Here is an 18,972-nt window from a genome sequence, read left to right on the forward strand (position 1 = left end):
GGAGAGCGCTTGTGGGGAATGCAGGTGTGAGAGGCCGGCCGATCGCGCCGTTAGTGCTCAGTCCGCAGGAGCGCACGTACCTAGAGAGGCAAGTTCGTCGTCATCGTGTCGCGCGGTGCTATCTGAGCGATGCCGCGCGATCCTGCGATGTGCGGATGGCCTGCCAAGCAAGTCTGTGGCTGCTGAACTCGGCATCCATGAACACACCGTTGGCAAGTGGCGCCGTCGGTTTTTTTAGAAGGATCGCTGTGATGGCCTGCTTGATGAAGCCCGCCCGAGCCGCCCTCGCACCATCGACGACGATCAGGTTGCTGAGGTAATCGAGCGGACATTGCGTACGACGCCGGCCGACGCGACGCACTGGTTGATCCGCTCGATGGCTGCGGAAACTGGCTTTTCCCACACCACGATCCGCCGAATGTGGTCGGCGTTCAGCTTGCAACCGCACCGTAGCCAGACATTCAAGTTGTCGAGCGATCCACTGTTCGTCGACAAGGTACATTGTCGGCCTTTATCTATCCCCACCGAACCGAGCCGTTGTCCTCAGCGTTGATGAGAAAGCCAGATCCTGGCACTCGATCGCGAGCAGCCGGTCTTGCCGATGATGCCTGGGATGCCAGAACGTCGCACGCACAGTTATGTGCGACATGGCACGACCACACTGTTTGCCGCGCTCGATGTCGCTTCCGGCTTTGTCATTGGCAAATGCTACAAGCGTCATCGGGCGGTCGAGTTCTTGAAGTTCCTCAAGGAAATCGACGCTCAAATCCCCGAGGGGCTTGCGGTCCACATCGTCATGGACAACTACGCCACCCACAAGACACCTAAGATCAAGGCGTGGCTCGCTCGCCGGCCGCACAACCATGTCCACTTTACGCCGACTTCCGCGTCATGGATCAATCAGAACGAGCGCTGGTTCGCTGAACTCACCAGAAAGCAGATCCAGCGAGGTGTTCACACCTCCGTCAGACAGCTCGAGGCCGACATCCGTACCTTCATCGAACTGCACAACAATAACCCGAGGCCCTTCAAATGGACCAAGTCTGCAGACCAGATCTTGGCTTCCGTCAAACGCTTCTGCCACAAAGCCCAGCAGACTTTATGCGGCGAACTTTAGATTCACGTGACTAGGGGGGCGTGCGCATTAATCCTCGTTGATGTGCGGCTCGTTCCTATTTCGAAGCCTTTATGTAACGGCAGCAAATGTCGCGCAGCTTTCGCGGAATCGAGCAGTCTTGCACGATAGTGAGAAGCGGGCCGTGGTGAGATCGGGGACCGTACATGCATGCGCCCGGGAAGACCACAGTTTGGATCGGGATAGCGCGCATCTCGTCGTACGAGTGCCGCTTACTCAGTTGATGGTAAAAGTCCGTTCGGGCTTTTGATGTTTGAGCGTGCGACGCTCCATCATAACAGCCAGCCTTTGCGCTTTTTAGGTCTTGCCGAAGGAGGCGCCCTCTGGGTCCTCTGGCCGGGTCCGCTCTTCAGCATGAAGCCCATCAGAATGAGAGCTGAATACAGGGCTGCGCCGTCACCGCACTTGATCGCGGGGCGAGCATCTCTGAGGGGCCGCTCAGTCCGTGGTGGCGGCGCAAAGATCCGGCAGGCCAAAAGCATGATGGGCAACGACTGCAGTGTCCGAACGGATCCTCCGCTATTAATACTTCCATTATAATGGGTTGATTCTTGAGCTCACCTGCCATATACATCCCTAAAGGGATTTGTAAATGGACCTGACTGTAGAAACTTTCATAGAAGGCACGTGGCACGAGGCGGCCATTGTCAACTTGGAAGCCCCCGAAAAGGGCTACACGACGCCTTCCAGAACTAGCTACGAAATGGGCTATTTTGCCAAGTTCGGCGCCATTCCATTTGCGGAAGACCGTCCCCTTAAAGGCGTACATGCTTACTCGATCAACGCCCCAGTCGATCTGGTGGATCGCGCAGCAAGCACCTGGCCAGCTTTTCTACTGGACCTAATTCCTCAAGGTCACCACGCCGAGAGGATCGCGCGATTTCTGAACCTTCCGGTCGAGGCGCCTTCTACCCAAGTCCATCTTCTCATGAGAGCTGCGAGTTCTCCCGTCGGCAATATTCGCATCAAAGAAGCATATGATCAGGAGGTCGAACGTCTTCAGGACATATCGGTCGCGGGAATCACTATGGAAGAAATTCTCGATCGGAGCGATGCGTTTCTCGAAGTTGCTGATCGCTTTTCCTTGCTTGCCTCGGGTTCGAGTGGGCTGCAAGGTGACTGGCCCAAGGTGTCACTGACTCGCTCCCGAGACGGACTTTGGTATCCGAATTCGATGGTCCCGGACGCGGACGCCCTCGAATTTATCATCGTAAAGCTTCTGCGTAGTGATGAGCCGGTGGATCAGCGGATCCTGGAGTCTGAATCGGGCTATTCGGTGGTCGCAAAAGAGTTTGGCGTCAACGTCGAACGCACGAGCACCTACGGCAATGGTGTGCTTGTCATTCCACGGTTTGACCGCAGGGTGACGTCGGGTGGTCTAATCCGCTACGGACAAGAGAGTCTGGTCTCTGCGATTGGCGTTGCGGAGTTTGCATTTCAGAGCAGGCACGAAACTTATCTGAAAACAATCCAACAGGTCTCGTCGTGTCCGCTGGAGGACACGACGGAGTATCTGCTGCGAGATGTCTTGAACCTGGCTATGGGCAATCCCGATAATCATGGTCGAAACGCCGCGCTTAGAAAATTCCCGGATGGAAGCATACGTCTCGCCCCCTTGTTCGATTTCGCACCAATGAAGATCGCGACAGCGGGCATCGTCCGTTCCACAAGGTGGGGGTGCATGCTCGATGGTGGAGGACAGGACACCAATCCTGATTGGAGGCTCGTCTGTGAGACAGTTTCTAGCCCCAAGGTGCCCGCCCACAAATTGATGTCCGCTTTGGCAGCTAAGGAAGATCTTCTCCGGGCCCTTCCAGAGATTGCAAGAAAGTGCGGCGTGCCGGTCTCCGTCGTGACGAATGCAATCATTCGCAACGAAGATATGGCGAACGGTGTTGCCAAACTGCGCAATGTGACAGATTAGGCGAGCCTCATGGCCAGATGGCGTAAACCTACGAAAGAGGAGATCCGAGATCGTCGCGCCGCAATTGCAGCCAAAGCGCGCGCGGGTACTCTCCGCTTGCCGGAGGCTGTCGCCGAGATGCGTCAAGCCCTCGGGCTCACCCAGATTGAGTTCGCCCGACTGTTTAAGCTGACACCGCGCCAAGTCGCCGACATTGAAAGAGGAGCGGCCAATCCTACTGCGCAAACGCTAGACAAAATAGGTCGCGCATTCGGTTTCCAAATCGGCTTTATTCCGATCGCTGCTGGGGCGACAACGGCCTCTCGCGAAGATGAGAAATCTGCCGGGCCACATTGATGATGAGCGCGTCTCGAACCGAATAGATTCTTCCGAATGGCCATTCGTGAGGAATCTCTTTGGCGTGTTCGCAAACGGTCCGTAATGCTCTGGAGTTTTGAGGAGGCGCAAATCCGGTACGCTGGTCTATTTCAAGATGACACTGCCGGTGTGCCGGGCGAGCCCTTGGCCGACCAAAGGAGCGACGCTGATCGCAAAAAACAGCGGCAAGAGGTTGCGTCGAAGTGCAATTCTGCGAGATCTTGGCCTCTTTTCATCCACCTTGGTCGCCTTCGAACATCTTCGGCCGGTCGGCTTCCCCGTGGCGTTGCTGCAAGATCTTCGTTCAAACTTGACTGGAGGACGAATGTCTTGAACTGAAGAACTGACCTCGTACCCAGGAGGACAATGTCATAATCTTGAGCCGTGGGGTTCACAAACAAAGACAGCGCTCCATATCCCCAGCGAAAGTCGCGAGGCTTTTCGCATAGGAGAGAAGCCGAGCCCGGGCTGGATGCGCGTTAAACCCAAGCTCGCTCCAAGAGATTCGTATCATCAAATGTCGTGGAATGCGTAACCATTTGCGTCTTTTCGTTTCCGCTAGCGTTCACCGGACGACAGAGCCTTGAATTGCCAAGGCTCCCACCACGAAACTGACGTCATCAGCTCTACGGCGATCGGCCAAAAGATGACGTGGGGCGACGCATCCATGGCCGCGCGACCCCGTCGAAGGCCTCGAATGCGTCGATATCGCTGACATAACGCAGCGTCAGCTGGATATCGTCGAGCCCTTCAAGCAATGCTGTCCGACGCGAAGGCGACACGACAAACGGTATCGATAGCGAACACGACATCCTGATCTCACATCGCTCAAGATCGACCTTAATTTCACGCCCGGGGTCTTTCGCAAGCGCGCCTAGGATTTGCTCATAGTCGGCTTTGGGCAATGTGATCGGAAGAACGCCATTCTTGAAGCAGTTCTCGAAGAATATTTCCCCGAAGCTCTCGCGATAACGCAGCGAATACCAAATTGCTTCAGCGCCCAGACTGCTGCTTCTCGCGAGCTGCCGCAGCCAAAGTTATCGCCTGCCACGAGGATCGAGCTGCTCCGAAATGGCGGAATATTCAGCACAAAGTCGGCGCGTTCGGATCCGTCGTCCTGAAATCGGCTGTTGGCGAACAGGGCCTTACCCAAATTAGCGTTCGCAGAACGCATGAAGCGGGCAGGGATAATTGCATCTGTATCAATATTCGGGTCCGCCAGCACTGCGGCGACACCTTCCAACGTCACAAACTTTTCCATTTGCCGCCTCTATGCGTGCGCGAGCTTGCGAACGTCGGTGATGACACCCGTCACGGCGGCCGCCGCCACCGATGCCGGACTTGCAAGATGCGTGCGGCTATTTGGTCCTTGGCGATGCTCGAAGTTGCGATTAGAGGTCGCCATGCAGCGCTCACCTGGCGCGACTTGGTCGTCGTTGATCCCCAGACACATTGAACACCCGGCCTCTCTCCAGTCGAAGCCTGCATCGAGAAATACTTTGTTTAGACCGAGGGCCTCAGCCGCGCGCTTGACCGACGTCGATCCAGGCACAACCAGCGCCCGCACGCCTTTGGCGACCTTGCGCCCCTTGACGATGGCCGCTGCCGCCTGAAGGTCCGATAGGCGGCTGTTGGTGCAGGATCCAATGAAGGCGACGTTGATCGGAATGCCTTCAAGAGGCTGATTAGGTTTGAGGCCGATATAGTGCAGCGCCTGCTCCGCCATGGCGCGACGGACAGGATCGCCAATCAACACGGGATCTGGGATGTTTTCGTCGATACCTACGACATCGCCAGGTGTTGTCCCCCACGTCACCTGGGGGGCAATCTCGCTACAGTTAACCCTGATTTCCTTGTCGAAGAGAGCTTGCTCGTCTGTGTTAAGAGTGCGCCACTGATCTAATGCGGCCTGCCAATGCGCACCTTTGGGAGCATAGTCGCGGCCAGCGATATATTCATACGTGGTATCGTCCGGCCCGATCATGCCAGCACGTCCACCAAATTCAATGGACATGTTGCAGATCGTCATCCTGCCTTCCATGGACATCGCACGAATGACGGGTCCGCAATATTCGATGGCATATCCGCGCGCCGCCTGTGTTCCCTCTTTGCCGATCAAGTAAAGTATGAGGTCCTTGGCACAGACATCCTTTCCCAGACGTCCGGCGAACGTCACCCGTAGCGCCTTTGGCTTGCGCTGAAGTACGGTTTGGGTTGCTAGAACGTGCTCGACATCGCTTGTGCCAAAACCCCACGCATAGGCACCGAGCGCGCCATTTGTTGGTGTATGGCTGTCTGCGCAAACAACAGTCATCCCTGGCGTGATAAGCCCGAGCTCCGGCGCCACGACGTGTTCGATACCCTGCCTGGCATCAGCCAAGTCAAACAGCTCAATTCCGTGTTCGCTGCAGTTCCGTTCCATCAAGGTGATTAGCTCGCGCCCCTCGGGGTTCGAATCGACCGTGCGCCCAGGACGTGTCGAAACGATGTGATCCGTGACACCGAAAGTGAGATCAGGTCGACGCACAGATCGCGAGGCGCGCCGTAGCCCATCAAATGCTTGTCCGCTCGCCGATTCCTGGATGATGTGGCGATCGACATAGAGCAAGAAGACGCCGTCACCCATTTCCCGGATGACATGACTGTTCCAGATCTTTTCAAAGATAGACCGCGGTTGGATCATGTTACACCATGGCCGAGTTGCTCCCACGCTAAGAGCGGGTAGGCTTCACGCCAATTGCGTGATCGGCGACACCGGTCTTGATGCAGGAGGAGCTCGTCGACTAGTAAGAAATTGCAATTTCGAGCGGATGAGGGCTTATGGTCCGGTCGCCCACTTTTTGATATTTAGTCCTTACCCCTTCAGGCCCGATGCACCGGTAACACGGGACGGCTCTCGACTGAGCAGTCGAAACTTCTCAACCCAAGACTTGGCCTGGAACGCCAATGCGCGAGCGTCAGTGGAAAGCGTGACGAATCGAAAGCCACGCGTGACCATGCGCCACGCTTGTTCGGGACCAGGTGCGAAAATGCCTGCAATCAGACCCTTCTTAATGCACCCCTTCAAAACGCGATCGATGGCAGCGTCCACCTCGGTATCAAACTCCTCCAGCTGCGGCTTCCTGTTCAGGGACAGCGAGAGATCGCCTGGTCCGATATAGACACCATCCAGACCTGGCACATCAAGAATACTCTCGATGTTGGCGACGGCTTCAGCGGTTTCAATCATAGCGATGACGCTGAGCTCCCGGTTCGCATGCGCAGCATAGTCCTCGCCATAGGCCGTCGCCGCACGGACGGGGCCTAAGCTGCGCTGGCCCATCGGTGGATATTTGCAATATTGGACGAGGCGCTCAGCGTCCGCTGCCGTGTTGACCATAGGGCATGTCACACCAAGAGCACCTGCATCAAGCGCTTTCATGATGATTGCCGGGTCGAGCCAGGGGATGCGTACCAACGGGAGCACGTCCACGGCCGTAATGGCTTGTAGCATCGCGACGGCGGCATCGTACCCGATGAGACCATGCTGCAGGTCAAGCGTGATTACGTCGAAGCCTTGTCGAGCATAAAGTTCTGCCGAAAACGCATCGGGGATCGCGCAATAGCCGTTCAGTAAATGGCCATTTTCGGCCATGCGGCGATTTAGTCCTCGAAAGGGGGCCATAAGGAAGCTTTCTTTGCTGTGAATATGACGACTGGCCTCGATATCCTGTTGACGGCTGCTGGCATCGGAATGTCGTCGACGCCGCGCGCAACAAGTACACCACTGACCGCGTGATCACTTGACTGCTCCGATTGCGCCGGCAACCGCGCCTTGTTGTGCGCCGGAGCGGATTAGACCCTCAAGAACTCTAGACAAGCTTTTGCAAAAGGTCTGTCGCCAGTGGCGAACTTCTCATGCGCTCGATTTGCCAGCTAGCTGGTGGCTACCGCAACATAGCGCTTTGGCGTCACGCCGTGGACACGCTTGAAGTGCTTCGTGAAGTGACTTTGGTCAACGAAACCGACCTCGTAAGCTACTTGTGCCGCTGGCTCTCCCTGAAGAAGAAGATCAGCGCCGCGCGCGACGCGCCGTTTTATCAGATAGGCATGGGGCGTTACTCCCAAATCTCTTCGGAATGCCCTAATCAGTTGAAAGATACTTGCGCCCGTCTGACGCTCAAGATCGCGAAGCGTAATCCTGATCTCAGGGCTCTTCTTAATAAACGCGAGCGCAACTTCTGTAATGCTTCCGTCAGGGTCGCCGGGCGGAGCAGAGAATGCGTCTGCCGATACGACTGCCGTTTCCATCCCACAAGTCATGTCCAACTCTTGCTGCAGTGGACGAGTTTCATCGCGGGGCTGAGGATGAAGGCGATCAGCATGCCGCGCAAAGCAAGTTAACTGATGACTTGCATGAGTTTTTGCGATATAAGCGAAAACCTAGGGAGAATAATGGGTTATGGGCCAATACTTGCCCATGAATGCGCTACGAGCCTTCGATGCTGCGGCGCGTCATGGCAATTTCAGTCGAGCGGCGGAAGAGCTTTGCATTACCCAAGGGGCCGTCAGCAGGCATATCGCGGTACTTGAGACCCACCTCGGAATAAAGTTATTTGTTCGTAAGCATCGTCGCATCGAACTGACGGAAGAGGCTCGACGATATCATAAGCGGCTTCAGGTTGCGTTTGACGAGATAAGGTCCGCGACGTCCGAGATCTGCGCGTCGTCAAAACACAATGTCCTAAAGCTTAGGTGTTTACCCACCTTTGCCATGCGCTGGTTGATCCCTCGCCTCGCGAGGTTTCGCGAGCAATATCCGCAGGTGGAAATTCAGGTCTCAACCTCACAACAATCCCCTGCCAATTTTGAAGCGCAAGGCATCGATGCCTCGATCGAGTACGGATTGGGCCAGTGGCCTGGGCTCGAGGCCAAACATCTGTTCGACGAACTGCTCATCGTCGTATGCGGCCCCAAGCTTGCGAATGGAATGCCGGTCCCGCGCTATCCGCACGAACTCGATCATCACGTTCTTCTCCATTCCTTGCAGCGCCCGGATTTTTGGCGGCAATGGCTCCAGACTGCAGGCGCGCCGCAGGTCCCGGCCAACACGGGCCTACGATTTGAAAACTCGGGGCTCGCGTGCCAAGCAGCTATCGACGGCCTTGGTATTGCAATTGTGCATCTTCCCTTGATTGAAAGGGATCTCGAAACCGGCCGACTGATCGCACCGTTCAATCTCATTGTCCGCAACCAGATGGCATTCTATCTCGCTTATCCAACCGAAAAGAGCGATTTGCCGGCACTTGTCGCGTTCCGCGCAATGGCTGCTCGGTGAGGCGGCGGCAACCGTCAGATCCATCGATCTGAAATGGACGGGAAAGAAGCGACTCTCAGCCCCGGACATGGACCTTGTGACATCCGCGTAATATAGCGTGAGCAGCCCTTAACTGGTCTGCCCTCCGCGACCTGCGACTAACAGTCCCGGCGTCCCGCAAGATTATACAAGAATGCACTCCTCTAATGCCCTCTATCTGGGCCGAACGATGGGCGCAGTCGTCGCCTTGCTTGCGGCGCATGGCGGTGCACAAATAGGGGGACGGAAACAATGAAGCGCTTCAGCTTGCTGGCCTTCGCGGCGGTTCTTGCCTCACTGTCCATTTCTACAGATGCGCATTCTGCCGAGGTCAAGATCGGCATCATCGGCTCTTTTAGCGGCCCCTATGCCGAGTGGGGCGTCCAATTCAAACGAGCCGTTGACCTCTATGTCGAGAAGCACGGAGGAAAGCTTGGAGGCCACACCGTTGAGGTCCTCTATCGTGATTCTGGCGGCCCAAATCCCGCTCGAGCGAAACAACTCGCTCAAGAGCTGATCACCCGAGAGGGGGTACAATTTCTCGGCGGTATGGACTTCACGCCTAACGCGGTAGCCGTTGCCGATGTTGTGACGCAAGCGAAAATTCCCTTCGTCATTTTCAACGCAAATACCGCAGATACCACACGTAAATCGCCATATTTTTTAAGAGTGGGCTGCACCATCTGGCAATTGGCGTATGGCATCACGCGCTATGCTATTGATCAGGGCAAGAAGAAAGCTGTTGTCTTTGCCGTCGACTACGCCCCCGGTCACGACGCAATTGCAGCTTATGATGCCAATTACGGCAAGCTCGGCGGCAAGATCGTCGATGTCGTAAAGGTGCCTTTGGATACAACTGACTTCTCCAGCTACTTCCAGCGGCTGCAGGACGCGAACGCTGACGTTCTATTTACGTTCGTCCCGAACGGGCCCATCTCCGTTGCACTGTTCAAAGGGTATTTCGAGCGCGGCTTGGCACAACGGGGCTTGCAGTACTTTGGCCTCGGTGAAACCGAGGAGGCACCCCTCGCGGCATTGGGACAAACCGGCGAACTGGCCATCGGTGTATATTCCTCTCTCTTTTATGGTCCTCATTCGCCAGAAAGCACCGCGAATAAGGAGTTCGTCAATGCGCTGGAAGCAAAATACGGGAAGGGCGCCATACCTAATATCGGGACCGTTGAGGCGTGGGACGGCATACACCTGATCGCCCATATGACCGAAGCAACCGACGGGAAACTTGATGGTGAAAAAGCCTTGGCGGCCGCCAAAGGGTACTCCTGGGAGAGCCCGCGCGGATCGATCCGGTCGAACGGGACCTGATCCAAAACGTCTATATCCGAAAGGTCGAGAAGATCGACGGCGTCCTCGTAAATAAACAGGTCGCCGTAATTCCGAATCTCAAAGATCCCTGGAAGGAGGCCAATCCTGCCTCGCGCTGACGACGTTTAGGCGCGCGAAAATAGGGGAGTAGAATCAGGCCGCATGACTCCAGGCCAATGCGGCGGGACGTAATGGCCATTGGCAGCATGCTTGTGATGCAGGCGGTGTTTGAGGGATCAAGTGAATAGCTACTGGACGACGGGTATATCGCTTTTGATCGACGGCCTGTCCTTCGGGATGATCCTCTTTCTGATCTCCTCTGGCCTGACGATCACGCTCGGCGTGATGCGTCTTCTAAACATTGCACATTGTGGTTTCGCCATGATCGGCGGTTACACTGCACTCTCGCTCGTCAATCATTTTGGCCTGGGTTTGCTCGCCGCGCTTCCGATTGCTGTTGCAATCACGGCGATACTCGGGGCCATTCTTGAACGGACCGTATATCGATGGATCTATGAGACGAGTGCTCTCGGTCAAATCCTGATGACAATTGGCCTCACATTCATAATGATCGCCTCGATCAACGCCGGTTATGGCTCGCTGACGCATACATTACCAACGCCTGAATTCCTGGCGGGAGCATGGCATTTTGAAGAGATATCGATTTCTGCTTACCGTAGCTTTCTTTCAATCGTCAGCCTGACAATCGCAGGCCTGATTTGGTACGTCATCGAACAGACCGATTTTGGCGCCCGCTTGCGCGCCTCCGTCGATAATCCGCGCATGGCTCGCTGTGTCGGGATCAATGTGCGGCGGGGGTTCGCTCAGACCTTCGTTGCTGGGTGCGCGTTAGCGGCCATAGCCGGCGTACTTGGAACGCAGATGCTGCCGCTGCAGCCATACTATGCCACGAACTATATGGTCATGGTTTTGATCGTCGTTGCGGTTGGCGGCTTTGGCAGTCTCAAAGGATCGCTTATCGCCGCGCTCGGCTATAGCATCTTCGATACCTATTTTCGCTATCTCTTTCCGGCGGCCGGCGCTTTCGGCATCTACATTCTTCTGGCCCTCATTCTGTCCATTCGACCTTTTGGGCTTTATGGCCGTGCTTAAGGTAACTCCCTCAAAGGACACACCTAAACGGGACATCGCCGCGTCCTTTGGATCCCACCGCTTGGGACTTAGCGATGCGCTGGTGTGGGCGCTTGCAATTTTCGCTTATTTCTTCTTGGGCGCCTATCACCAGCTCGGCACCCAAGTCATCATCATGATCATCTTGGCTCTGTCGCTCGATCTCGCCATCGGTTACTCTGGAATCGAAAGTTTAGGTCATGCCGTCTTTTTTGGTATCGGAGCCTACGCCGCCGCCCTTTTTGCGCTCAATGTTTTATCTGAACCCTTGACCGGCCTTGTGGTAGGAGGGCTAGCTGCCGGCGCGTTCGGCTTCGTCACGGGTTTGCTGGTTCTTCGTGTTCGCGGCTTGACTCAAGTCATCCTCACGATCGCCATTGGTGCCGTCGTCCTCCAAGTTGCGACAACCTGGAAATCAGTAACGGGCGGAGATGATGGCCTTGCGGGGTATCAGGTCGCACCCATCTTGGGACGTTACTCGTTCGACCTCTATGGCCATACTGCCTATCTCTATTCGCTTTGCGTGCTGGCCTTCGTGTTTGCCCTTGCCCGGATCTTGGTAAACTCGCCATTTGGATATGTTCTGCGTGGGATACGCGACAACGACCAACGCATGCGCATGCTAGGCGTACCGGTCGCCGCACGGTTGCTTCTCATCTATTCGATTTCGGCAGCAATAGCGGGTGTGGCCGGTGCAATTTCCGCACAAGTCACCGGGCTTGTCGCAACCGACTCACTCTCATTCCTGCTATCCGGAAACGTCCTCATCATGTTGCTAATCGGCGGGATGGGGCGCCTGACCGGCGCATTCATTGGGGGCATTATTTTCGTCATTTTTTCTGATCGGGCCGCGGCGATAGACCCCTTCAATTGGTTGTTTATGCTGGGTGGACTCCTCATTCTCGCCGTCAGGTTTACACCTCAAGGCGTTGGTCCCTGGATTGATCGTATGGGTGGCTATCTCCTCGATCGCAGGCGGAAACCATGAATGATACGGTCCTCGAAATCGTCGGTCTGCACAAAAGCTTCGGTGCTCTCGCCGTCACGCGTAATATCAACTTCCGCCTTGAGATTGGTGCAAGACACGCTCTGATTGGTCCGAATGGCGCAGGAAAGACCACCCTTGTAAATCTCATCACGGGAGCGTTGGCTCCATCCTCTGGGTCGATCCGACTTGAAGGACGTGACATCACACGGTATTCGCCGCAACGCCGAGTCTCTCTGGGGCTCGCGCGAACGTTTCAAATAAACTCGCTATTCCCGTCCATGACGGTGGTCGAAAATATTGCCCTCGCGGTCGTTGCAAATATGCATATCGACGCAAAACTGTGGGGCGCGCTCAATAGGCGCAAGCAGGTTCTGATCGAACTCGAGCGGCTCCTAGACGTTTTTAACCTCAGTGGTTCGGCATGCCAATTGATTTCCAATCTCGCATATGGTCAACGGCGGCTCGTTGAGCTCGCGCTGGCGCTGGCTCTCAAGCCAAAGGTGCTCATTCTCGACGAACCTGCTGCTGGCTTGCCGAAAGAAGACAGCGGAAAACTTTCGGAATTGCTGCGGCGGTTGCCCGCCGACCTCGCAGTCATCGTCATCGAGCACGACATGCAGATCGTTTTTGGTTTCGCTGACCGTATCACGGTGTTGGCAGAGGGAAGCGTGCTGACGCAGGGAACCCCGTCCGAGATTCGAGCAGATGCTAAGGTACGAGAGGTTTACCTCGGACAGGCGCGCAATGACTGATTTGCTGAGACTGGAAGCTGTCACCGCAGGATATGGCTATGGCGCCGCGGCTATTGAAAACGTGGCTCTTTCGCTCCCGAGAGGGTCGTCATTGGCCGTGTTGGGACGCAATGGTGTCGGCAAGACGTCCCTGCTTGCGACCATTATGGGCCTAACGCAAATGGCCTCCGGCAAGATCACATTTGACGGCGGCGAGATCGGAGGCATCGATACCTACGAGCGGGCTCGCCTGGGCCTCGGTTACGTGCCTCAGGAACGAGAGATCTTTCCTTCCCTGACGGTAGAGGAAAACCTTTCCGTTGCAAGGGTTGATCGGGGAAAGTGGAACATTGAATCCGTGTTTGAGCTATTCCCCCGGCTTGCTGAGCGACGGCAGAACTTCGGAAATCATTTGTCGGGTGGAGAGCAGCAGATGCTGGCTGTCGGCCGAGCGCTCGTCAGCAATCCCGCTTTGCTTATTCTCGACGAGCCGTTCGAAGGATTGGCTCCGGTCATTGTTGACCAGCTTGTGGAAGCGCTCAAACGCATCAGAAAAGAAAGCGATATGACGTTTATCCTCGTAGAACACCATGTTGATCTAGCGCTGTCACTAACGGTCCAGGCCCTAATTCTGGATCGAGGCCAAGTGGTTTGGAACGGCAAAAGCAACGATCTGGCGGGCAATAAGTCCGTTCTATCGAGCCTCGTTGGCATCAGCTAGGGAGGTAGACGACCTCCGATTACATACCTACCGGCAACGATACCAGTGCCGAGGTTACGGTACGGGACAATTGCCTCCATCGACATTAATGGCTGTTCCCGTTACGAACGAGGCTAGGTCCGAGGCTAGAAAGCAGGCCACATTCGCAACCTCGGTCACAGTTCCAAGCCGACCGAGACGCACGCTCTTTCCTTTCTGCAAAACGAAGTCTTCGTAGCTCGCTTGCGGTGCGGTGGACCGGTGCATTCGTTTCCACTGGTCGGTTTCGATCGATCCAAGGCAGATGGCGTTGATAAGGACGTTATCCGGCGCGCATTCGTTAGCCAGCAGCTTCGTCATGGATAGGCCGGCCGCCCGGCTCAGCGCCGACGGAGCGGCGCCGGTACCGGCCTTTGCCGCAATGCTGAGAATATTGACAACTCGTCCCCAGCGTCTTGCTCGCATTCCAGAGAGGCAACGCTGAGTTAAGTAAAGTGCCCCTCCGACTTTCAGCATGAAATCGGACTGGAGTGCGTCCCACTCAACTCCCGATATTGGCTCCTGGGCAGCGTTGCCTGCGTTGTTAACGAGGACGTCAACATGACTGAAGTCGGGGGAGAGCCTCGACCAGGCCTGGTCAATCTGCAATTTGTTTCCGAGATCACATGAGATTCCAATCACGCGCTGACCGGTTGTGCTACTTATCTGGTCGGCGGTATCACTCACTTGTTGTTTATCTCGGGCGAGAATTGCAACAGAAGCGCCGGCCTCGGCGAACGCCAGAGCTATCGCTCGGCCAATGCCTCGGCTTCCGCCCGTTACGATTGCGGTTCGGCTTTTCAGCGAAATCTGCACTAAACTATCCTTGCTTGCTCTAGCACCGAGATTTCCATCGCAGCAGTCCGAAAATGCGGAACCGCGGACGAGTTACGTGGCGGGCGCAGAGGCCTGGGACCGGGCAACTTTGTCGAGCGCCTGCCAGTCTCGAAGTCCGACCGCCTCAGCAAAGGCCGCGCGAGCCGCCGGAAAATCGGCCAGTGCCGGGAGAGGGGACCCGTCGGCCGTGGACAACAACAACCCTGCGAGCGCGCTCGCCATCGCTTCTGTGGTCCGCAGCATCAAATAACTCGGATAAGCGATAAGATCGTAGCCCATCACAAAGAGATCTTGTGCCCGCGGCAGTTGCGCTTTCCCATCTTCAGTTAGGGCAAGCAGCTGGTGTTTCCCCCGGAAGGCACTCCCAACCGTCACGAGATCGTCATGTGCTTTCAATCCTGGAATAAATACACCATCCGCGCCCGCGGCTAAGCTGCGCTCCGCTCGCTTTAGGGCGCCATCTAGGCCAAGCGTTGTTAAGGAGTCCGTGCGGGCGATAATCAACATGTCGCCTGAACTGCGGGCATCAACAGCTGCCCGAAGCTTTGTTTCGAATTCTGCCATCGCGACAACAGCAGGAGCAGGATTATCGCCGGGTTGCTTGCTCGGGCGAGCCTGGTCCTCCAGGATCACGGCGCCAACACCAAGCGCCTCGTACGCGCGGATCATGCGAACAACGCTCTTGATGTCACCGTAGCCGTCATCGCCATCGGTGATGAAGGGTAGATCGGAGGCCGCCGCAATATCCTGAATACCGGCGACCATCTCGCCAAGCGCCGCAATGCCTAGGTCCGGCAACCCGTAACGGGCAGCAAGCATTGCCGACCCACCAATTGCAAACGCTTTGAACCCAGCCCGCCCTATCAGCCGGGCGGCAAAAGCATCTTGAGCAACCGGAAGGACGAGCGGTCGTCCGGCTTCCATGACCTTGCGCAGAGGAATACGAGCTTTCAAAAGACACCCAATGATGCGAGTACGGCAACGACGCGAGTCCGACAACCGTGAAAGCGGTTAGTGAAGGTCGCTCCAGTGCAGAAGACCATCGTTGGACTCAGCACGTTTCATAAAGCACGTGTACTATCAACCGACAGGCGCCGGCATCACTAGGAGAAAATTGCACGATGGGCTGCCCCGATAGCATTGCAATTTCTTGCTAGCGGATCAGCGCCTAAAACCCTGTACTCGCGCAAAATCCTGTGGCGACACGGCGGGCCTCAGGGCTAGTACTGCTCAAGCCAGAGGAGAACGTCGCACTCTTCTTTCATGGACGAGGTCGCATGACGAGTGGCCACCTTAGCTAGCCAAAGGGTGCGCCATGCCATAGTGCACTCAGCCAAGCGCGTGGTCTCTTGGTTCGCTGGGTCAGTGTCCGACGTGACGACATGGAGTAGATCTCGACAGGCGCCAAGGCCGGTCGAGCCTGGCCTTTTACTCAACCGAGCTCGCAAGGCACACATCTGGGCAGCTCAGACTAATGTTGCGTCCCGATGCGTGTGGCCGGTTCTGTCAACAATCCCATTCAATCGACCAGACACGGAGACTTCCACGATGACAGGACACACCAAACAGGAGCCTCGCCTGGCGGGAGGCGAAGATGCGTCCCTCCGGGGCAAGGTTGCGATCGTAACGGGCGCAAGCCGAGGCATCGGTGCTGCCATTGCGCTCGAGCTCGCGCAAGCAGGCGTCGATTCCGTTATCGTCGCCCGGGATGAGGCCATGCTCAACAGCGTTGCCGAACGCGCACGATCATTTGGAACAAGGGTAGAGGTCGTTGCTGGCGACCTGCGAAACGTGGAAACCGTTTCCTGGACGATCGACCGGGCCTTGGCCGCTTTTCAGAAGATTGATATTCTTGTCAACAACGCCGGTGCGACCACGCGGGGGCACTTCCTGGAGCTGCCCGATAGTGATTGGGAGGATGGTTTCGGCCTAAAATTCTTTGGTGCAATGCGCCTCTGTCGGGCGGCCTGGCCTACACTTGTTCAGACGAGTGGATCCGTCGTGAATATCGCCGGTGCAGGCGGCCGAACACCCGACATCTATTTCGCTATCGGTTCGCCAGTGAATGCCGCACTCAATAGTTTCAGCAAATTCCTCGCCGAGCTTGGCATTAGGGACGGCGTGAGGGTCAATTGTATCAATCCCGGCTTGGTGAGGACAGACAGATTGACAAAGCGCCTGACGCTGGAGAGCCGCGAACGACGCATCGACCCTGCCGAAATGGAATATCAGCTCAGCCGCGAGTTGCGCATTGCGCGAATCGGCGAGCCTGAGGATATCGCGGCGCTGGTTAGATTTGTCTTGTCAGATCGCGGTCGTCTCCTGCAAGGGGCTGCTATCGATGCGGATGCAGGTCTGACAAAAACGCTTTAGATTCGCCTAACCGCGCAACTCTGGTTCGTCGGCCCCACTCAGGGAGAATGCCGAGGTTCAGGTCGCGCGTATAACCAGGGCTGGCACGCTCGGCTCTTCTGCTGGAAGTCCTCAATGTCGGCGACGAATCTTAGCGTTTGACCAATCTCGTCGAGGCCCTCTAGCAGCGTTGCGCGACGGGCAGTTGGAATGTTAAAAGCGATTGTCCTGTCGTTCGGTAATTCGATGGTGCAGCTTTCGAGATCCACCGACATCGTCGGATCGTTCGTGGTCGCCAGGTGGTGATGGATCTCATCAACCTCTGCCTGCGGTAACGTGACGAGTAGCAGCCCGTTCTTGAACGAGTTTTCGTAAAAAATGTCGCCAAAGGTGGGTGCAATCACGCAGCGAATACCGAACCGTACCAGGGCCCAAACCGCGAACTCGCGGGAGCTGCCACAACCAAAATTGGCTCCCGCAACAATAACTTTGCTCTTGCGAAAGGGGGCGCGGTTCAAGATAAAGTCCGGCACCTCTTGGCCTTGCAGATCATACCGCCAGATCGCAAACAGGCCTTCCCCCGGATTGCTCTTCAAGCTGCGTTGCCAAGCGACCGAAATGATCGCGTCTGTATCGATGTTAGGGCGCGGGAAACTGGCCGCGACACCCTCGACACGTGTGTATTTCTCCATACGAATTCTCCGGCGGCCTAGGTTAAGTACCTTCTGACGTCCGTTACCGCCCCGGCAATCGCAGCGGCGGCCACCGAGGCGGGACTGGCTAGGTGGGTGCGACTCTTTTGGCCTTGGCGCCCCTCGAAATTGCGGTTCGACGTAGAGATGCAACGCTTACCGGGTCCTACAAAGTCATCATTGATGGCGACGCACATGGAACATCCGGCCTCCCGCCACTCAAACCCAGCTTCCAGGAAGACTTTGTCGAGCCCCAGAGATTCAGCGGCATGTTTAACCTGCGCTGAGCCGGGTACCACAAGCGCGCGTACATGCGAAGCGACCTTGCGCCCCCGCACGACTTCGGCGGCAGCCTCTATATCGGAAAGGCGGCTGTTGGTGCATGAACCGATAAACGCCACGTCGACGGTGAGCCCTTCGAGAGACTGACCGGCCTCAAGACCGAGATAAGTCAGCGAACGGTCCATTGCGGCGCGACGCGCAAGGTCGTTAACCGCCGCGGGATCAGGAATCGGATCGCTGACGCTGCCAACATCCTCGGGGGTCGTCCCCCAGGTGACCTGCGGGCCGATGCTCGTGCAATCAACATCGACCTCTCGATCGAAAACCGCTTCTGGGTCGGTCGGGAGCGAACGCCAGTAAGCCAATGACTGTTCCCACATTTCTCCCTTGGGCGAATAAGGCAGATCGTGGAGATATTCGAATGTGACGTCATCGGCAGCTATAAGTCCAGCTCTCGCACCGAACTCGATCGACATATTGCAGATGGTTTGGCGTTCTTCTATCGACAAAGACCGTATGACGCTGCCGGCATATTCCACAGCGTAGCCACGTCCCGCCGCAACGCCGATCTGACCAATCAATCTCAAAATGAGATCCTTGGCGTATACCCCTCGGTTGAGCTTGCCTTCGAAATTGATACGCATGCGTTTCGGCCGCCGCTGGACGATTGTCTGGGTCGCGAGCACATGCTCCACCTCGCTGGTGCCAATGCCCCAAGCCCAACAACCAAGTCCTCCACACGTTGCCGTATGGCTGTCGCCGCATACCAGTGTTGTGCCGGGCAAGACGATGCCGAGCTCAGGTGCGATTACATGGACAATGCCTTGCCGAGGATCGTCAACATCAATGAGTTCAATCTTATGAGCCTGACAATTTTCACGTAACAGCTGCACGAATTCCCGACCACCAGCGAACGTCTCTCCCGTACGACCTTTCGCCGTGGAAAGGATGTGATCGACAACAGCATAGGTCAGTTCGGGATTACGGGTCTTGCGGCCAGCACGCTTCAAGCCCTCGAAGGCGGCAGCCGATGTGCATTCATGAACCATGTGCCGGTCCACATGAAGAAGAAACACGCCATCTTCAATCTCCCGGATAACATGCGACAGCCAGATCTTGTCGAACAGAGTTTCGCTGTTTGCCATG

16 protein-coding genes and 2 pseudogenes are annotated in these 18,972 nt (G+C 56.3%); 10 read left to right on the plus strand and 8 right to left on the minus strand.

Translation table 11 applies throughout. The annotated features are described in order from the left end of the window. Positions 1-11: 11 nt before the first annotated feature. The 3 genes and pseudogenes from X268_RS38235 to X268_RS38245 all read left to right on the plus strand — a co-directional run bounded on the left by X268_RS38235 (position 12) and on the right by X268_RS38245 (position 3,395). Positions 12-1,117 (plus strand): annotated as a pseudogene (locus tag X268_RS38235) (IS630 family transposase). Positions 1,118-1,727: 610 nt separating this feature from the next. After that, positions 1,728-3,059 (plus strand): type II toxin-antitoxin system HipA family toxin, encoded by a 1,332-nt coding sequence (locus tag X268_RS38240; protein ID WP_128929975.1) that lies wholly within the window; start codon positions 1,728-1,730, stop codon positions 3,057-3,059. 9 nt (positions 3,060-3,068) lie between these two features. Beyond that, a complete protein-coding gene (locus X268_RS38245) occupies positions 3,069-3,395 on the plus strand; it encodes a helix-turn-helix domain-containing protein (protein WP_128929976.1) in 327 nt (108 codons plus the stop codon). A gap of 647 nt (positions 3,396-4,042) precedes the next feature. On the opposite strand, the pseudogene leuD (X268_RS38250) reads toward X268_RS38245, so the two are convergent. The 4 genes and pseudogenes from leuD (X268_RS38250) to X268_RS41070 form a co-directional block, all read right to left on the minus strand. Beyond that, a pseudogene (gene leuD, locus X268_RS38250) lies at positions 4,043-4,677 on the minus strand (3-isopropylmalate dehydratase small subunit). Positions 4,678-4,686: 9 nt separating this feature from the next. Continuing rightward, positions 4,687-6,096: a 3-isopropylmalate dehydratase large subunit gene (leuC, locus tag X268_RS38255; RefSeq protein WP_164933598.1), complete on the minus strand. Its 1,410-nt coding sequence runs from the start codon at positions 6,094-6,096 to the stop codon at positions 4,687-4,689. Positions 6,097-6,270: 174 nt separating this feature from the next. After that, a complete protein-coding gene (locus tag X268_RS38260) occupies positions 6,271-7,050 on the minus strand; it encodes an HpcH/HpaI aldolase family protein (protein ID WP_206733115.1) in 780 nt (259 codons plus the stop codon). Positions 7,051-7,331: 281 nt separating this feature from the next. Beyond that, complete coding sequence (locus X268_RS41070; RefSeq protein WP_128929979.1) at positions 7,332-7,718, minus strand: helix-turn-helix transcriptional regulator; 387 nt, start codon at positions 7,716-7,718, stop codon at positions 7,332-7,334. Positions 7,719-7,857: 139 nt separating this feature from the next. On the opposite strand from X268_RS41070, the gene gcvA reads away from it, so the two are divergent. The 6 genes from gcvA (at position 7,858) to X268_RS38295 (ending at position 13,645) form a co-directional block, all read left to right on the plus strand. Next, a complete protein-coding gene (gene gcvA / locus X268_RS38270) occupies positions 7,858-8,733 on the plus strand; it encodes a transcriptional regulator GcvA (RefSeq protein WP_128929980.1) in 876 nt (291 codons plus the stop codon). A 270-nt stretch (positions 8,734-9,003) separates the two neighbouring features. Continuing rightward, positions 9,004-10,074, plus strand: a complete 1,071-nt coding sequence (locus X268_RS38275; RefSeq protein ID WP_128929981.1) for an ABC transporter substrate-binding protein — start codon at positions 9,004-9,006, stop codon at positions 10,072-10,074. Positions 10,075-10,314: 240 nt separating this feature from the next. Next, the gene (locus tag X268_RS38280) at positions 10,315-11,187 is read left to right on the plus strand and encodes a branched-chain amino acid ABC transporter permease (RefSeq protein ID WP_128929982.1); all 873 of its coding nucleotides are present in this window, start codon (positions 10,315-10,317) and stop codon (positions 11,185-11,187) included. 61 nt (positions 11,188-11,248) lie between these two features. Then, positions 11,249-12,193: a branched-chain amino acid ABC transporter permease gene (locus X268_RS38285; protein ID WP_206733114.1), complete on the plus strand. Its 945-nt coding sequence runs from the start codon at positions 11,249-11,251 to the stop codon at positions 12,191-12,193. After that, positions 12,190-12,945: an ABC transporter ATP-binding protein gene (locus X268_RS38290; RefSeq protein WP_128929984.1), complete on the plus strand. Its 756-nt coding sequence runs from the start codon at positions 12,190-12,192 to the stop codon at positions 12,943-12,945. The genes X268_RS38285 and X268_RS38290 overlap by 4 nt, the downstream gene beginning before the upstream one ends. After that, positions 12,938-13,645 carry an ABC transporter ATP-binding protein gene (locus X268_RS38295; RefSeq protein WP_128929985.1) on the plus strand — a complete coding sequence of 236 codons (708 nt, stop codon included), beginning with the start codon at positions 12,938-12,940 and terminating at the stop codon, positions 13,643-13,645. Before X268_RS38290 ends, X268_RS38295 begins: the two co-directional genes overlap by 8 nt. 54 nt (positions 13,646-13,699) lie before the next feature. Here the strand turns inward: X268_RS38295 and X268_RS38300 are convergent, their stop codons facing one another. Beyond that, positions 13,700-14,479 carry an SDR family NAD(P)-dependent oxidoreductase gene (locus X268_RS38300; protein WP_128929986.1) on the minus strand — a complete coding sequence of 260 codons (780 nt, stop codon included), beginning with the start codon at positions 14,477-14,479 and terminating at the stop codon, positions 13,700-13,702. Positions 14,480-14,551: 72 nt separating this feature from the next. Next, positions 14,552-15,454: an isocitrate lyase/PEP mutase family protein gene (locus X268_RS38305; RefSeq protein ID WP_128929987.1), complete on the minus strand. Its 903-nt coding sequence runs from the start codon at positions 15,452-15,454 to the stop codon at positions 14,552-14,554. A gap of 594 nt (positions 15,455-16,048) precedes the next feature. Between X268_RS38305 and X268_RS38310 the strand changes: the two genes are divergently transcribed. Continuing rightward, complete coding sequence (locus X268_RS38310) at positions 16,049-16,873, plus strand: SDR family NAD(P)-dependent oxidoreductase (RefSeq protein WP_128929988.1); 825 nt, start codon at positions 16,049-16,051, stop codon at positions 16,871-16,873. Between the two features lie 38 nt (positions 16,874-16,911). On the opposite strand, the gene leuD (X268_RS38315) is transcribed toward X268_RS38310, so the two are convergent. Further along, positions 16,912-17,544, minus strand: a complete 633-nt coding sequence (leuD, locus tag X268_RS38315) for a 3-isopropylmalate dehydratase small subunit (protein WP_128929989.1) — start codon at positions 17,542-17,544, stop codon at positions 16,912-16,914. Between the two features lie 17 nt (positions 17,545-17,561). Next, positions 17,562-18,971, minus strand: a complete 1,410-nt coding sequence (gene leuC, locus X268_RS38320; RefSeq protein WP_128929990.1) for a 3-isopropylmalate dehydratase large subunit — start codon at positions 18,969-18,971, stop codon at positions 17,562-17,564. Position 18,972: the final 1 nt, after the last annotated feature.

The sequence above is a fragment of the Bradyrhizobium guangxiense genome, assembly GCF_004114915.1.
GTDB classification, from domain to species: Bacteria; Pseudomonadota; Alphaproteobacteria; order Rhizobiales; family Xanthobacteraceae; genus Bradyrhizobium; species Bradyrhizobium guangxiense.

What these genes read in the sequence shown, in the direction of transcription:
- X268_RS38240 (WP_128929975.1), top strand. Translation starts at nt 1,728, where the DNA reads ATGGACCTGACTGTAGAAACTTTCATAGAAGGCACGTGGCACGAGGCG.
- X268_RS38245 (WP_128929976.1), top strand. Translation starts at nt 3,069, where the DNA reads ATGGCCAGATGGCGTAAACCTACGAAAGAGGAGATCCGAGATCGTCGC.
- X268_RS38260 (WP_206733115.1), bottom strand. Translation starts at nt 7,050, where the DNA reads ATGGCCGAAAATGGCCATTTACTGAACGGCTATTGCGCGATCCCCGAT.
- X268_RS41070 (WP_128929979.1), bottom strand. Translation starts at nt 7,718, where the DNA reads ATGACTTGTGGGATGGAAACGGCAGTCGTATCGGCAGACGCATTCTCT.
- gcvA (WP_128929980.1), top strand. Translation starts at nt 7,858, where the DNA reads ATGGGCCAATACTTGCCCATGAATGCGCTACGAGCCTTCGATGCTGCG.
- X268_RS38275 (WP_128929981.1), top strand. Translation starts at nt 9,004, where the DNA reads ATGAAGCGCTTCAGCTTGCTGGCCTTCGCGGCGGTTCTTGCCTCACTG.
- X268_RS38290 (WP_128929984.1), top strand. Translation starts at nt 12,190, where the DNA reads ATGAATGATACGGTCCTCGAAATCGTCGGTCTGCACAAAAGCTTCGGT.
- X268_RS38295 (WP_128929985.1), top strand. Translation starts at nt 12,938, where the DNA reads ATGACTGATTTGCTGAGACTGGAAGCTGTCACCGCAGGATATGGCTAT.
- X268_RS38310 (WP_128929988.1), top strand. Translation starts at nt 16,049, where the DNA reads ATGACAGGACACACCAAACAGGAGCCTCGCCTGGCGGGAGGCGAAGAT.
- leuD (WP_128929989.1), bottom strand. Translation starts at nt 17,544, where the DNA reads ATGGAGAAATACACACGTGTCGAGGGTGTCGCGGCCAGTTTCCCGCGC.
- leuC (WP_128929990.1), bottom strand. Translation starts at nt 18,971, where the DNA reads ATGGCAAACAGCGAAACTCTGTTCGACAAGATCTGGCTGTCGCATGTT.